This window comes from Chloroflexota bacterium, from assembly GCA_035652535.1.
Lineage (GTDB): Bacteria > Chloroflexota > UBA6077 > UBA6077 > SHYK01 > DASRDP01.
The window spans coordinates 48,943-63,305 of the sequence record DASRDP010000150.1 but is presented as its reverse complement, the minus strand read 5'-3'; the positions used below and the strand labels follow the sequence as shown (position 1 = coordinate 63,305).

Genomic DNA, 14,363 nt, shown 5'->3' with positions numbered 1-14,363 from the left:
TTCCGTGAGCCAGCCCGACATCCGGCCTGCCATAGAAGCGGTCTGGCGCATAGAGGCCCCACGCCTCATCGCCGGGCTCGCGCGGTTCGTCCGCGATGTCGGGCTGGCCGAAGACCTCGCGCAGGACGCCTTGGTCGCCGCCCTGGAGCAGTGGCCCGAGGACGGCATCCCGAACAAGCCGGGGGCATGGCTCATGGCGACGGCGAAGCATCGCGCCGTCGATCACTTCCGCCGTTCCGCCCGCCTCGAGCGCAAGCACGAGCTCATCGGCCGTGCTATTGCGGACGCGGGCCAATGGGACACCGCGTCCATCGATGAGTCAGTCGATGACGAGATCGATGACGATCTCTTGCGCCTCATCTTCACCGCGTGCCATCCGGTCCTTTCGACGGAGGCGCGGGTGGCGCTCACCCTGCGCCTCCTGGGCGGCCTCACGACCGATGAGATCGCGCGGGCCTTTCTGGTCCCGGAAGCCACCGTTGCCCAGCGGATCGTCCGGGCAAAGCGAACGCTCGCAGCGGCCCATGTGGCGTTCGAGGTGCCCCGTGGGCCTGAGCTGGCCGCGCGACTCACCTCCGTACTCGAGGTTATCTACCTCATCTTCAACGAGGGCTACGCGGCAACCGCCGGGGACGACTGGATGCGGCCCGGCCTCTGCGAGGATGCTTTGCGGCTCGGCCGCGTCCTCGCAGAGCTGACGCCCGACGAGTCCGAGGTCCACGGTCTCGTCGCGCTGATGGAGATTCAGGCCTCGCGCATGCGCGCTCGCGTTGGTCCCGGCGGAGAGCCGGTCCTGCTCCTCGATCAGGACCGAGGTCGCTGGGATCGCATCCTGATCCATCGCGGCCTCGCCGCGCTGGCCCGGGCCGAGGCCCTGGGTGGCGCCCTCGGTCCATATGGGCTTCAGGCAGCCATCGCGGCATGCCACGCCCGGGCCCGCACCCCGGAGGAGACGGACTGGGCAAAGATCGCCGCCCTCTACGATGCGCTCGCCCAAACGGCACCATCGCCGGTCGTCGAGTTGAACCGCGCGGTGGCGGTTGCCAAGGCATTCGGCCCGGAATCGGGGCTCGCCATCGTCGATGCGCTTCGAGGTGAGCCGTCGTTGCGCACGTATCATCTCCTGCCGAGCGTGCGTGGGGAGCTGCTGAGCCAGCTCGGTCGAACCAGCGAGGCGAGCGCCGAGTTCGCCCGTGCCGCGTCTCTCACGCGAAATGCGCGGGAGCGCGCCTTGTTGCTCGGCCGCGCGGCTCGCGCGGCTGCCAACTCCCTGTAGTCGAACTCGCGGGAAGCTTTGCCGCGCGCGAAACCGATCGAGCCCGGTCCCTTCGCGGTGGAGCAGCGAGCGCCGTATCATTCCCCGAAAAGAGGACTCAATGGCGCTCCTCGGCCCACACCTCCTGTACACCGACACGAACCTGGCCCAGGTATCGACCGGGGCCGGTGTGTACGCGCTCCTCGATGGCGACGAGGTGATCTTCTACGGGTGGTCCACGGATGTGCCGGGCCTCCGTGCCCGACTCGTGGCGCATCGGAAGGGGAACTGCACGCAGAAGGCCACACATTTTCAAATCGAGATCATCCGCGGGGACCGTTCGCCGTCCGAGCGACGCGCCGAGCTATTGCGCCAGCATCTCAGTGAGCATGGCGCGTATCCTCGGTGTAATCGCCTCGGCTCGTAAGTCGATTGCCCCGTGACCGGCGGCCACCCATGAACAACGCGGAGCTCATCGCGAGGCGCCTCGAATCGGCAGGCGTCCGCTGGGTGTTCGGTGTTCCCAGCGGACCCGTGCTACCGCTCATCGAGGCGCTCCGAACGAGCGACGTTGACTACGTCCTCACCGCAAGCGAGACGTCCGCCGGATTCATGGCGACCACGGTTGGCCAGCTCACCGGGACCCCGGGCGTATGCGTCGCGACGCTGGGCCCCGGCGCGACGAACCTCGCGACGGGGGTCGGCGCTGCGTGGCTGGATCGCGCGCCGGTCCTCGCCCTGACGTGCAACGTGCCCACGTCATGGCTCGACCGCCGCGTCCAGATGCGCATCGACCATCACGCGCTCTTCGCGCCCATCGCCAAAGCCAGCCTTCCCCTGCGGACCTCCAACGTCGCCAGCCAGCTCGATCGCGCATTTCAGGTCGCGGGCGCCGAGCCACCAGGCCCTGTCCATCTCGACCTCCCCGAAGACGTCGCCCTCGCGCCAGCCCTCGGCAATTTGGCGGGCGCCGAGGAGCCCGAGCGTCCGCTCGATACATCCCGAGCGACCGCCACCGCCGTCCTCCGGGCGCTGGGGCAGGCGCAGCGCACGCTCGTCGCCGTCGGCCTCGGGTTCACGCGCGCGCCGAATCGGTCGCGCCTGCTCGACTTCTTGGATCGACAGCGCATCCCGTTCGTGACCACGATGCACGCCAAGGGATTCTTGCCTGAATCGCACCCGGCGTGGGCCGGCACGCTGGGGCGCGCACGTCGGTCGACCGTGCAGGACTTTGTCCGCCGCGCCGATCTCGTCATTGCCGTGGGATTCGATCCCGTGGAGATCAACTATGAGGACTGGATCGACAGCCAGCCCGTGCTGCACATCAGCACCGAGGTGGCTGACGTCGATCCACGGCTCTCGGTTCAGAACCTCGTCGGCGACCTCGGCGCGGCAATCGAGCGTATGGCGGAGCTCTCCCGCGTCCCAAACGCCTGGAACCGCTCAGAATGGGAAGTGCATCGAGCGCGCCTCGATCGAGAGCTTCGCCCTGAGAGCGCGGCCCTTGCGACCCACCACGTGGTCGATTGCATCCGACGCGCCCTTCCCCCCGACGGGATTCTGGCGTATGACGTCGGCGCGCATACGCACCAGATCGCGACGCAGTGGCGGACCGACGAGGCCTGGAGCGCGATCTCCACCAATGGCTGGTCATCGATGGGCTTCGGGCTGCCGGCCGCGTTCGCAGCGAAGCTCGTCCACCCTTCCCGGGTCGTCGTCGGAATCGTCGGCGACGGGTGCTTTCAGATGACCGTCGGCGAGCTGGCGCTCGCCCGTCGCCTTCATCTCGCCGTTCCCATCGTCGTTTTGAACGACGGGTGGCTGGGCCTCATCAAAGTGAAACAGGAGCGCAAGGGGTATTCGTACTCGGGCGTTGAGCTGGGTCCCAGGGTCGAGCCACCGGCCCACTACTTCGGGGTACCGGTACGCGCAGCCCGAACGATTGGTGAACTGGAGCAGGCGGTGGATTGGGGCCTTAACCTCGGCGGACCGAGCGTCATCGAGGCATTTGTCGATGTCGCGACCTATTCCAGCACTGTCTACGACTGAGGAGGCGCCTGCGGACGGCTCGTGCGGTTCGGATGGAGCTCGAGCACCTGACGGACCGCCTTCTCCAGCTCCTCGGCGTCGAACGGCTTCTCCAGGACCGCCGCCACGTCGCCGCTGCGGTCCGTGTCGAACCACATGCCGGTGATCACGATGACCGGCACGCGGGCCGTGTTCGGCTCATCCCGAAAGCGACGAAGCAGCTCACGACCGTCGATGCCGGGCAGGCCAAGGTCCAGTGTGATAAGGTCGACGTCCCCCTCCTGAGCTCGCCGCAGCGCCTCCTCGCCGTTTTCAGCGGTGACGATCGAACAGCCACTATCCTCGAGCAGAATTCGCAGGATGTCCGACGTTGTCGGGTCGTCTTCAACGACCAGGATCCGGCGCTGACGTCCCTGCATCTCCGCCTCGCGACTCACGTCCGCCGCATCGCCGGCGGTCAGGTCGCCTGAAGCTTGCCGTCCGTGAACGTGAGGAGCTTGCCGGAAAGCGCCATGTCGGCCTGCGCGGCGAGAACGAATCGATCGCCGATAATGTCTACCCCCGACATTCGCTGCCGCGCCTCCTCCGGAGCCAGCTCGTGCGCGATCGGCCCCCCAGGGCCCATCGCGACGACGCACACGTTGAATTCGCGCTCCTCCTCCGCGACGTACCGCGTGAAAACGACGATTGCCTCCTTGGAGACCACGTAGGCACAGGCTCGGTTCCCCCCTCCGCCGTGCAAGCTGATGACGTGGCCGGAGCGCCTGCTCTCCATGTGCGGGAGCACGTGCTTCGTACAGAGGAACGTCCCCCCCAGGTTCGTCCCGATCACGCGGTCCCAGAAGCTCTGCTCCATATCGCGAATGCGGGGCCATTGCGGCACGCCCCACTGAAAATGGGGAACGATACCCGCGTTGTTGACCAGCACATCGATCTGCCCGAAGCGGCTAACGACCTGGTCCACCATGGAGCGGACGTCCTGTTCGTTTCGCACGTCAGCTTTGACGCCCATGGCGTCGCTCGTAAGGTCCTGAAGCTCTCCAACGACCGTGTCGGTCGGGCCGATGTCCGCAACAGCAACGCGGGCCCCTGCGCGGGCAAACGAATGGGCGATATACCGTCCAATGCCCTGCGAGCCACCGGTGACCAATACCGCCTGTCCTTCGAGCACCCGACCCTCCCCAACATGCGGAATGCGCGCCAGTCCGCCTTGTTCGATAGACGGTCGGCGTACTGGCGCCGCTGCTGCCCGATTCTACCGGATGGGCGGCCGCGCCCCGCTCAATGCTCCATGACAGCAACGTGAACTCTTTGGACGCGGCGCCCTTTGGTCGCGAGCACCCGAAATGTACAGTGGTCCGCCTCCACCACGTCACCCACGGACGGGACCTTTCCCATGCGATCGTAGATCAAACCCCCGATGGTCTCGTATTCGGCCGCGTCGAGGTTAAGGTTGAGCGCCTCGTTCGCGTCGTGGATGCTGATGCCGGCGTCGAGAATGGCCTCGTTGTCGGAAATTCGCTGGATTCGCTCCTGCACGACGTCGTACTCATCGTGGATCTCCCCAACGATCTCCTCGAGCAGGTCCTCGATGGTGACGAGGCCCGCCGTTCCGCCGTATTCGTCGACCACGACGGCGAGCTGAAGATGCTGCGTCTGGAAATCGTGGAGCATCTCGTCAATCTTTTTCGTCTCGGGGACAACGTGCACCGGCCGGGCCGCGCTGGCGACGGCGTCATCGCCACGGCCATCCCGCAACGCTTCTGTCAGGTCGCGAAGATGCACGATTCCGAGAATGTGGTCCACGTCGCCCTCGTACACGGGTACGCGGGAATGTCCGGTGGATACGAGGAGGTCCACGGCCTGCGCGACACTCATGGACGCTTCAGCCGCGACGACGTCGGGTCTCGGCACCATGATCTCCCGCACATCGCGGTCACTCAGCTCGAAGATACTGGTGATCATCTCCCGCTCCTCTTCTTCCAGGGCCTCGGTCTCCTCCACCGCGTCCACGAGGATTCGAAGGTCCTCTTCCGTAGCCGCCACGCGGTCCTCTGGCTCTCCTTTCACGATCGTGCGGAGCGCGCGGTCAGCCAGGAGATACCAGGGCCAGTACAGCGGCATCGTCACCAGCCCGATCGTGCGCAGCGGGCCATAGAGGATGGTCGCGGCACGCTCTGGGCGAATGGTGGCGAGTCGACGACCCAACGACTGGGCCGCGAGGACGAGGGTCACCACCACAACAACCGTTATGACCCGGACCGGCGTGTCGGATACGTACCTCTGGATGAAGAGGATCGTCGTCGCCGTCGCGCCGGCGATTGAGAGGGACTGGAGCAGGGCAATGCTGGTGAGCACCGGCGCCGGGTGCTGGACGACCTCGAACATGGCCTGGGAACGCGTGGCGCCCTGCTGAAGCAGCCGGCGCATGCGTGTCGCATTTAGGTAGCCGAAGGCGGACTGCCCCGCGGCTGCGAGGACTGCGAGCAGCAGGAACACGGCGAGCCAAGCGAGAAGAATCGACATTCGCCTACCGTCGAGTGGCGCCGGTCAGCGCGGAGATACGTTTCGGCGCTATCTCGTTTGCGGTCTCGGATCCAGCCGTGTCTTCAGTCGAAGAGCTCACTGACCGATCTGTTTTCGTGGATTCGCCGGATGGACTCTGCGAGGAGTGGCGCGACGGTGACGACGCGAATCTTCGGATCGCTCCGGTCATCCGGCAATGGGACGGTGTCCGTGATGACCAGCTCGCTCAGCGCGGAGTCCAGAAGCGCGTCGAGCGCGCCATTGGCAAAGACCGGGTGCGTCGCGCAGGCGAGCACATCCACCGCGCCGCGGGCGCGCAGCACGTCCGCGGCTTCGATCATCGTGCCGCCCGTCGAGATCATGTCGTCGAAGATCACAGCGGTCTTGCCCCGCACGTCGCCAACCATCTCGAGCACCTCGGCGACGTCCGGTCGCGGCCGCTGCTTGGCGATGATGGCCAGGGGCGCCGCTAGGCGCTGGCGAAAGTCGTTGGCGCGCCCCACGCCGCCCGCGTCGGGCGACACGACGACCATGTTGTCCGAGCCGAGCTTTCGGAAGTGGTCCACCAGAATCGGCGCCGCCCGCAGATGATCCACGGGGATGTCGAAGAATCCCTCGATGGCCGGCGCGTGAAGATCGATCGTCAACACGCGGCTCACGCCGGCGGTCGTCAGCATGTTGGCCACGAGCTTGGCCGAGATCGGCTCTCGCCCGGCCATCTTCTTCTCCTGCTTGGCGTACGCGTAGTAGGGGATCACCGCCGTAATTCGCCGCGCTGATGCCCGCTTGAGCGCATCGATCATCAGCAAGAGCTCGATGATGTTGTGGTCGACAGGAATCGAGAGCGACTGCAGCACGAAAACGTCCGACCCGCGCACGTTCTCTTCGATCCGAATCCGCGTTTCCGCGTTCGCAAATTGCCCCACCAGCGCGCTGCCCAGCGGGATGCCAAGACATTTTGCGACGTTGCGGGCGAGCGCCATGTTGGAGTTGCCGCTGAAGAGCTGCAGCTGTCGCTCGTATTCCATCATTCGTTCTCCGGTGGAGCGTTCGCGGGATCGGGCCCCGCGGCATCCGCGTTCTTCCGGCGAAACATTCGGGCTGGAACCCCGACTACCGTCTGATGGTCGGCAACGTCACGCGTCACGACCGACCCTGCGCCGGTGACCGCTCCAGTCCCGACCGTTACCGGCGCGACCAGCATTGTATCGCTGCCAATGAAGGCCCCCTCTCCAATAACCGTTCGGTGCTTCTCGCGCCCGTCGAAGTTACACGTGACTGCACCGGCGCCGATGTTCACGTCGGCGCCCACCTCAGCGTCGCCGACATACCCAAAATGGTGCATCTGCGTCCGCGGCCCGAGCGAGCTATTTTTCACCTCGGCGAAGCTTCCCAATGCCACCCCGGGCGCCAGGGCAGTGCCCGCCCGCACCCGCGCATATGGCCCGATCGTCACGCCGTCGCCGATCTCCGCCTCCTCGACGACCGACCACCAAACTCGGGCCCCCACCCCCAGTCGGCAGTTGATGATCTCCGCGCCCGGCCCCAACACGCACCCATCTCCGACGATTGACCGGCCCCGAACGTACGTGTGAGGATGAAGCACGATGTCGTGTCCGAAAACCGCCGATTCTTCCACGAAGGTCGACGCGGGATCGAGCACCGTGACCCCGGCGTCCATCAGGCGGTTGTGCACGCGCTCCCGCAGCAGCGCCTCCGCCGCCGCCAATTGGCGGCGCGTGTTCACGCCCAGAATTTCTCCGATGTCGGTAGCCTCGACAATGTCGACGCTCCGCCCGGAATCGGCGGCCCGATCTACGAGAGCGGTCAGGTAGACCTCCCCGCCCGGCGACGGCCGAAGGCCAGGCAGCTCCGCGCGAAGCCATCGCCCGTGAAAGACGAACACCATCCCGTTGACGAGATCGATCGATCGCTGCTCGGCCGTCGCATCCGGCTCCTCAACGATCCGCAGGGCGTGGCCGAAGCCGTCGCTCACCACGCGCCCATATCCGGATGGGTCCGCGATCCTGCCGGCCAGGAGCGCGATAGCGCTCGGCGGCACCTGACGGAGCATGCGCTGCAGCGTGGCGGCCGTGATCAGGGGGGTGTCGGCACCCAGGACGATCAGGCGATCGAAGTCGGAGGGCAGGGCGCCCAGTGCCACCCGGACCGCGTCGCCGGTGCCCAGCGGCTCATGCTGCACCGCCACGCGGACGTCGCCACCGATGGCGGCGCGAACGGCGTCGCCGTCCTTCCCAACCACGACGACGATCTCATCAACACCGGCCGCACGGGCTGCCTGGACGACGCGGAGAATCATCGGGGTCCCGCCCACCGCATGGAGGACCTTAGGGAGAACTGACTGCATCCGGACTCCCCGGCCGCCGGCCAAGATGATCGCTGCGGCCGATGGAGCGCGTGGCCCTGGCGGGGTGTCAGCAGTCAATCGGGGCAATCCCTCCCGAAACGTCCGCCAAAGGATGGGCGCCGTCTCTGGCGAGGGGAGTGGCGATCATGGCTGCGGAGCCAGGATTCGAACCTGGGACAAGGGATCCAAAGTCCCCTGTGATACCGCTTCACCACTCCGCATCAATCCCCGCCGGAGATACTACCAAAACCCAGGGGCCTGTCAATCGGGCGCTGCTGGCGCCCGGGTGCGCCGCCGCCGCGGCGATGGAGCCGCGATAGGATCGGTCGATAGATCCGATCGCGACGCAGACACCTCATCCGAGCTTGAGCAGCCGCGACGCGTTGCCGTTCAAGATCTTCTCTCGATCGTCGGGGCTCACCTGCACGTGCTCAAACCATCGCGTACCGGGCGCGTTCTCTTCGAACGGATAGTCCACGGAGAAGAGGACACGATCGACCCCCATTTCCAACAGACAGCACTGCAGCGCCGGCGTTGAAAAGAAGCCGCTGGTCGTTACGTAGAAGTGGCTGCAGAACTGCTCGCGGAAGCGAATCGGCTTATTGCCCGGCCGGGAAAGGCTGTGGTCGATGCGCCAAAGGGCGAAGGGGACGGCCTCCCCCATGTGGCCGAGGATGACCTTGAGGTTCGGATAGGCATCGAACATGCCGCTCAGTATCAACCGAATCGCTTCGGTCGCGGTCTCGACCATGAACCCCCATGCAGCGGCCGAAAGGGCGGGAAAATCGCCCAGGTAGTCCCGGTAATACGCGTCGACGACGGCCGGATGGGGCGCCGCTGGGTGTAGGTAGATGGGCACGTCGAGAGCTTGCGCCCGTTCGCATATGGGCCAGAAGTGGCGATCGTCGAAAAACACCCCATTCGTGGGCCCGTTGACCATCGCGCCCTTGAACCCCAGCTCGGCCACCGTTCGCTCCAGCTCGTCGGCGGCAGCGGCGGGGTCCGGCGTCGGCAACGTCGCGAACCCCGCGAGACGGTCGGGATAGGCCGAGATCAGCTCGGCGAGGCCGTCGTTCGCCTGGCGCGCGAGGGGCACCGCGGTCGCAGCGTCCATCCGCTGCACGCCGGGGTTTGCGTGGGAGATCACCTGGAAATCGATGCCCGCTTCGTCCATTTCCCGGATCCGCAGCTCGCCAAGATCCAGGAGCCGCCGCTGCAGCTCGGCGTCTCGCCCCGGGCCGCCGTAGTGCTTGATGACGTCCGGGTCCCAGTAATGCTCCTCGAGCGCGACGACGCGGGTGCCGCCGATCGCCATGCGTCTCCCTCCCCAAAAAGTTGATCGCCGCGGGCAAGAGCGACCCTCGGTAGAAAACCCCCCGGCGCATTACGCAGCCCGTGAGGGTATGGAGCCGCCCATCTCGGGTTGACGAGCTACGACGGTGAGATCACTTCCCACTCGTGCGCGTTGCGGCTGAAGGTTCCGAAGGGCCGACTCGCCTCGGAGCCGCCCCGAAAGTCGTCAAAGGCCCGAATGCCGGATCGCGCCGCGGGGGTGGTGGGATTGTAATAGAGGAGCATGAGCGGCAGCTCCGCCGCCATGTAGTCCGACAGCGCCTTGATCGCGGCCACCTGATCGCGCTCGCCGGGGCTCTGACGGTACCGATCGATGAGATCGTCCATGTGGGGATTCACGTAATGACCGCGGTTCGCGCCCGAGTAGTTGTTCCGCGGGCCCGCGGACGTGCGACTATCGACCCGCGCAAGGATCGAGTCGCCCGACCCACGAGCGGAGGTCTCGAATCCCGGGTACTTGGATCGGGCGCCTCGATCGCGCACGATTGCCCCGGCCACCACATACTGTTCGGTGGCGACACCGATCTGCTTCCAATAGTCGGCGATGACCGCGATCTCTTTTTCGTCACCCTCGGTGGTCCAGAGAACGGTGGCGAACCGCCGACCCTGGGGCCCGACGAGGATGCCATCAGGTCCGGGGCTCCATCCCAGGTCGGCCAGCATAGAGCGCGCCCGATTTTGATCGAACACGTACTGCGCAAAGCCATCCTTCACGGCATCGTGTAGGCGATCGCCCGGGGGCAGAAGGGAGTTGGCGACCAATTCGCCGTGGCCACGCTGCACCACCTCCGATAGCGCCTTGCGATCCAACCCGAACAGCAGTGCTTGTCGGACGCGTGCATCAAGCACGGCGGGCAACTGCTGGATCTCCGGGTCAAACTGCGGGCTCAGGAAGCGTGTCGTGCCGGTCCCCACATACACGGTCCCCTTGCCGCTGGCATCCCAGTCATCTTTGAGCTGCAAGCCCAGCTCCGCGCCCAAGGAGTTGTCCATCAGCATGTCGACAGCGCCGGCGAGCACGGCTGAATACAGCGCGTCGTTGTCGTTGAAGATGCGGACCACGATTCGATCGGTTCTGGGGCGTCCAAGAAAGTAGCCGTCGTATGCCGTGAAGACCAACGACTCCCCAGGATGGAACTCGGCCAGGCGAAACGGGCCTACGTGGATGTAGTCTGCCGTCCAGTACGACAGGTTGACGAACGCCGGACGATCGAGGGTGTGGTACGGCGTTTCGAGGAGATGTTTCGGCTGGGGCCAGAGGGCACGCAGGCCCATGGAGTCGGCCTGGTAGTATGGACCGCGCCAGTAAATCACAAAGGTCGAGTCGTCCGATGCCTCCACCGAATCCATCTCCTGGATGGCGTCGCGATTGAGGAACGGCAGATTCGGATCCGAATCGATCTGATACGCGAAGACCATGTCCTGCGCCGTGAAGGGCTCGCCGTCCTGCCAGGTCACATCCTTACGAAGCGGGTACGCGCTCTTCATACGCCCGTCGGGCAGCATCTCCAGCGTCCCACGATCGAAGGATGGAAGCTCCGACGCCAGGCGGGGGATGGGACGCGCAACCTCCCGATCGGCGGTCACCAGTCCCTGAGAGTGGATCTCATTCAGCGACTGCCATCCGCCACTCGTCGTGCTGCTGCCCATCACGGACAGGGCGTCGACGCTGTTGGCGATCCCGATCGTGATCGTCGTTTGCGATTTGGGCCGCGTCTGCGCGGCGGTCTCTGGAAGGGGGGATGGGGCGCCACAACTCGTGGCGAGCACGACGAGGCCAACCGTGAGGACGAGCGTTCGCGCCAGCACTACTCCCTCCATGTCCCAGGCGGCCGTGGACCGGCCGCGATGCGGCTCACTACCTCGCGGCCGCGCCATTCCCGCTTGAGACGTCTGAACCGACCCAAGAATCGTCTTGTAGGGCGAACCGGTGCACCGACGCGTGGATTCCCGCCGCCCGCGCCGTCGCGCACGCCCGATCCGCGTCCCGCCGGCTCTGATACAGGGCGAATACGGAAGGGCCCGCGCCGCTCACCGAGACGCCGAGCGGGTTCGTCGATTGGAGCGCGGACATCGCGCGGCCCACCTCCGGCCAGCGCTGGAGGGCCGGGCGCGTGAATGCCGATCCCACGTCGCCGTATTGCAGCGTCCCCCGTGCCAGGGAGTCGGCCAAGCGCTGGGCGGCCGCCCCCGACGTAAAGTCGGCGACCCCGAGCGCACGATACATCTCGGCGGACTTGCGGGGCGATCCAGCCTCCAGGGGAACGAGGACCAGCCAGTGGAGACCCGCGTCGGGGAGCGGGTCGAGGGCTGTTCCCGTCCCGCGGGCGAGTGCCGCGCCCCCGTGCACGGCGAAGGGGACGTCGGAGCCAATCTCCGACGCGAGCTCCATCAGCTCCGCGCGCGTCAGCGAGAGGTCCCAGAGCCGATTGAGGCCGACGAGCGTGGCGGCGGCGTCGGCGCTGCCCCCGCCCAGCCCGGCGGCGATCGGGATCCGCTTCCAGCACGTGATCTCGCATCCCCATCGAACGCCGAGGCGCGCTTTCAGCATGGAGGCGGCGCGCAATATCAGGTTGTCCGATTCGACCTCCATGCCGTGGCACTGCAATCGCACATGATCTGCCCTGACCATGCGCAGGCGGTCGGCGAGGTCGATGGTCTGGAGCACGGTTGCGACCTCGTGATAGCCGTCGGCGCGTCGACCGATGACCTCGAGGCATAGGTTGATCTTGGCGTGGGCGCGCACGACTGCCTCCGCGTGGGACGTGCTAGCCATCGCTGCCGCGCACTGCCCGATACAGGCTCACCCAGTCCCCGAGGGAAAGAGCGCCGGGACGGCTGGTTGGATTGATGGACGCCCGGCGAGCGGCCTCCTGGACCTCGACGGGATCTATGCCAAGCCCATCGCCAAGAGAATTGTGGAGCTGTTTCCGCGGCTGCGCGAAGCCGGCATGGAGAAAATCGAGAAATCGCTCGACAGGGTCCACCTCCACGCGCGGTTCTGAGAGCAGATCGAGCCGCAGCACCGCCGACTGCACTTTCGGCATGGGGAAGAAGCAGCCGGGCGAGACGCGTCGGACGATCTTTGATTCGGCCATCAGGCCGAACGCGACCGACAGAAAGTCGGCATTGGCCCCTCGCCCGACGATGCGCTGAGCGACCTCCTGCTGGACCATGGCGACGATGCGCCGAGGGCGAGGCCGCCGAAAGGCTAGCTTGAAGAGCAGCGGCGTGGCGACGTGATACGGCAGGTTGGCCACGACGGTGAACGGCTCCTCGACCAGCTCGGCCACATCGGTCTGGAGCGCATCTGCATGGACGACGCGCAGATTCTCGGGATTGCGGAGCGCGCCGGGGAGCGCCTCGGCGAGCGTTCGATCCAACTCTACCGCCACGACCCGGGCGCCCGTTCGCACCAGCTCCCTCGTCAGCATCCCCAGTCCAGGGCCGATCTCGAGGACCTGATCGTGCGAGGCGATCCCCGCAACCGCAACCATTGCGCGCGCGACGCCGGCCTCGCAGAGGAACGTCTGGGACAAGCGACGGTCTGGTCGGCGGTCGATGGCGTGCAACGCGGCCGCGGGTGAGAACGGAGAAATGTCTGTCAACGGGCTGCTATTCGTGGCGGCCGCCGTGAGAGGCACAAGCGGCGAAGCGACAATATGGTGAAGCTGGGCCGTGCACCTGCCGTCGATCGGAACGCTCCCCGCGCCTCCCTGGCTGGCTTGCTCCGGCCCGGCACCCCTGCGGCACCCAGAGAGCACCGTTTACCGTTGCTTCCTCCCGGACCTGGCGGGGTTCACAGGTCTCTGCCGCGCAGGACCGAACCATCAACACCGCCCGACCAGGAGCTGTCCGGACAACGCCCGACCTCGGGCAGGAATTCAACCCCGCTAGAGCGGATTGCGGGTACAGGGCACCGCTAGCTCCCCGTCTAGCACGACCATATGAATTCTATGGGGCGCCCGAGCGGGCGTCAACCGGCTGGCGCGACGGTGACCGGAATACGGATCTCGTCCGACGGGCTGCCATCCCGGGGGCTCGGCCAGTAGACGAGGATCGTGATCGCCCGATCGCCCGTCGATGCCGGAATGGACAATGAGGCTTCGAAGGGACCGTGGAGCCCAGCATCGGCGCTCGCCGCCTTTGCGGACACCTGGGCCAAGCGCGTGCCCGCAGAATCCTGCGCCTCCACCACCACCAACCCTTCGAACGTGGCCGCGGTGCCACGAACGACGATCGGCGACGTGACCCGCGCAGATGGGTTCGGTTGAGTCACGCGGATCGCCATATGGTCGGACCACGTGCCCGCGGGCAGAAGGAGCGACTGGCCTGTGCGCAGCCCAGCGTCCGGCGAGAGCCCGTTCGGCCCAGCGATGTCGCTCGGCTGGACGTCGAAACGGCGCGCCAGCCCGTAGAGCGTGTCTCCCTGCTGCACGGTATACCGTGGGCCAGCCGCCGCCGTCGGGGACTCGAGCGCCGTGCGAGTCCCCAACGCAACGGGCGTCGGTGTGAGGGCGACCGTGGGGACGGCGGGCGTTGGAGGCGGGGGCTGCGCAGTCACAGCCGGGCTCCGCGTTTGGTCCGCTGAGCGTGGCACCTCGATGCGAATGGGCGTGACGGTGGGGGTCGATCGAGCCGTCGTCTGCTGACCCGCGAGTAGGCACGCGGTATTTGCCGTGCCGACCACAACGGCGAGGACGATGCGCGCAAATTGCTGAATGCGCTGCCTCGCGCCTCGTGGCGGAGAGGGTGGGATTCGAACCCACGAGGGGTTGCCCCCTACTCGCTTTCCAGGCGAGCGCCCTAGGCCGCTAGGCGACCTCTCCTCGA

At 66.4% G+C, this 14,363-nt stretch carries 13 protein-coding genes, 2 tRNA genes and 1 other RNA gene; 3 read left to right on the top strand and 13 right to left on the bottom strand.

Features of this window, described 5'->3' with window-relative positions; translation table 11 throughout:
• The first annotated feature begins 4 nt into the window (after positions 1 to 4).
• From VFC51_18520 to VFC51_18510, 3 genes are all read left to right on the top strand, one after another.
• A complete protein-coding gene (locus tag VFC51_18520) occupies positions 5 to 1,276 on the top strand; it encodes an RNA polymerase sigma factor (GenBank protein HZT09020.1) in 1,272 nt (423 codons plus the stop codon).
• Between the two features lie 100 nt (positions 1,277 to 1,376).
• The gene (locus VFC51_18515) at positions 1,377 to 1,682 is read left to right on the top strand and encodes a hypothetical protein (GenBank protein HZT09019.1); all 306 of its coding nucleotides are present in this window, start codon (positions 1,377 to 1,379) and stop codon (positions 1,680 to 1,682) included.
• Between the two features lie 29 nt (positions 1,683 to 1,711).
• A complete protein-coding gene (locus VFC51_18510; GenBank protein HZT09018.1) occupies positions 1,712 to 3,304 on the top strand; it encodes a thiamine pyrophosphate-binding protein in 1,593 nt (530 codons plus the stop codon).
• On the opposite strand, the gene VFC51_18505 is transcribed toward VFC51_18510, so the two are convergent.
• The 13 genes from VFC51_18505 to VFC51_18445 all read right to left on the bottom strand — a co-directional run bounded on the left by VFC51_18505 (position 3,295) and on the right by VFC51_18445 (position 14,359).
• Entirely contained in the window at positions 3,295 to 3,702 is a 408-nt protein-coding gene (locus VFC51_18505; GenBank protein ID HZT09017.1) for a response regulator, read from the bottom strand. The two genes, VFC51_18510 and VFC51_18505, sit on opposite strands and share 10 nt — an antisense overlap.
• A 38-nt stretch (positions 3,703 to 3,740) precedes the next feature.
• Entirely contained in the window at positions 3,741 to 4,454 is a 714-nt protein-coding gene (locus VFC51_18500) for an SDR family NAD(P)-dependent oxidoreductase (GenBank protein ID HZT09016.1), read from the bottom strand.
• Between the two features lie 110 nt (positions 4,455 to 4,564).
• Positions 4,565 to 5,809 carry a hemolysin family protein gene (locus VFC51_18495; protein ID HZT09015.1) on the bottom strand — a complete coding sequence of 415 codons (1,245 nt, stop codon included), beginning with the start codon at positions 5,807 to 5,809 and terminating at the stop codon, positions 4,565 to 4,567.
• An 83-nt stretch (positions 5,810 to 5,892) separates the two neighbouring features.
• Complete coding sequence (locus VFC51_18490) at positions 5,893 to 6,840, bottom strand: ribose-phosphate pyrophosphokinase (protein ID HZT09014.1); 948 nt, start codon at positions 6,838 to 6,840, stop codon at positions 5,893 to 5,895.
• A complete protein-coding gene (gene glmU, locus VFC51_18485) occupies positions 6,837 to 8,201 on the bottom strand; it encodes a bifunctional UDP-N-acetylglucosamine diphosphorylase/glucosamine-1-phosphate N-acetyltransferase GlmU (protein HZT09013.1) in 1,365 nt (454 codons plus the stop codon). Before glmU ends, VFC51_18490 begins: the two co-directional genes overlap by 4 nt.
• Positions 8,202 to 8,324: 123 nt before the next feature.
• Positions 8,325 to 8,398 (bottom strand) — tRNA-Gln (locus VFC51_18480).
• 134 nt (positions 8,399 to 8,532) lie between these two features.
• Positions 8,533 to 9,492 (bottom strand): amidohydrolase family protein, encoded by a 960-nt coding sequence (locus VFC51_18475; GenBank protein ID HZT09012.1) that lies wholly within the window; start codon positions 9,490 to 9,492, stop codon positions 8,533 to 8,535.
• Between the two features lie 116 nt (positions 9,493 to 9,608).
• Positions 9,609 to 11,339: an ABC transporter substrate-binding protein gene (locus tag VFC51_18470; GenBank protein ID HZT09011.1), complete on the bottom strand. Its 1,731-nt coding sequence runs from the start codon at positions 11,337 to 11,339 to the stop codon at positions 9,609 to 9,611.
• Between the two features lie 49 nt (positions 11,340 to 11,388).
• Complete coding sequence (gene ispE / locus VFC51_18465; protein ID HZT09010.1) at positions 11,389 to 12,306, bottom strand: 4-(cytidine 5'-diphospho)-2-C-methyl-D-erythritol kinase; 918 nt, start codon at positions 12,304 to 12,306, stop codon at positions 11,389 to 11,391.
• Positions 12,299 to 13,138 (bottom strand): 16S rRNA (adenine(1518)-N(6)/adenine(1519)-N(6))-dimethyltransferase RsmA, encoded by an 840-nt coding sequence (gene rsmA, locus VFC51_18460; protein ID HZT09009.1) that lies wholly within the window; start codon positions 13,136 to 13,138, stop codon positions 12,299 to 12,301. The genes ispE and rsmA overlap by 8 nt, the downstream gene beginning before the upstream one ends.
• A gap of 68 nt (positions 13,139 to 13,206) precedes the next feature.
• Positions 13,207 to 13,473: signal recognition particle sRNA large type (ffs, locus tag VFC51_18455), an RNA gene on the bottom strand.
• A gap of 33 nt (positions 13,474 to 13,506) precedes the next feature.
• A complete protein-coding gene (locus VFC51_18450; protein ID HZT09008.1) occupies positions 13,507 to 14,094 on the bottom strand; it encodes a Gmad2 immunoglobulin-like domain-containing protein in 588 nt (195 codons plus the stop codon).
• Between the two features lie 177 nt (positions 14,095 to 14,271).
• Positions 14,272 to 14,359, bottom strand: a tRNA-Ser gene (locus VFC51_18445).
• Positions 14,360 to 14,363 lie beyond the last annotated feature (4 nt).

Bases quoted from the DNA above. Each gene is read 5' to 3' on its own strand.
- VFC51_18515 (HZT09019.1), top strand. From the start codon at position 1,377: ATGGCGCTCCTCGGCCCACACCTCCTGTACACCGACACGAACCTGGCC.
- VFC51_18510 (HZT09018.1), top strand. From the start codon at position 1,712: ATGAACAACGCGGAGCTCATCGCGAGGCGCCTCGAATCGGCAGGCGTC.
- VFC51_18505 (HZT09017.1), bottom strand. From the start codon at position 3,702: ATGCAGGGACGTCAGCGCCGGATCCTGGTCGTTGAAGACGACCCGACA.
- VFC51_18495 (HZT09015.1), bottom strand. From the start codon at position 5,809: ATGTCGATTCTTCTCGCTTGGCTCGCCGTGTTCCTGCTGCTCGCAGTC.
- VFC51_18490 (HZT09014.1), bottom strand. From the start codon at position 6,840: ATGATGGAATACGAGCGACAGCTGCAGCTCTTCAGCGGCAACTCCAAC.
- VFC51_18475 (HZT09012.1), bottom strand. From the start codon at position 9,492: ATGGCGATCGGCGGCACCCGCGTCGTCGCGCTCGAGGAGCATTACTGG.
- ispE (HZT09010.1), bottom strand. From the start codon at position 12,306: ATGGCTAGCACGTCCCACGCGGAGGCAGTCGTGCGCGCCCACGCCAAG.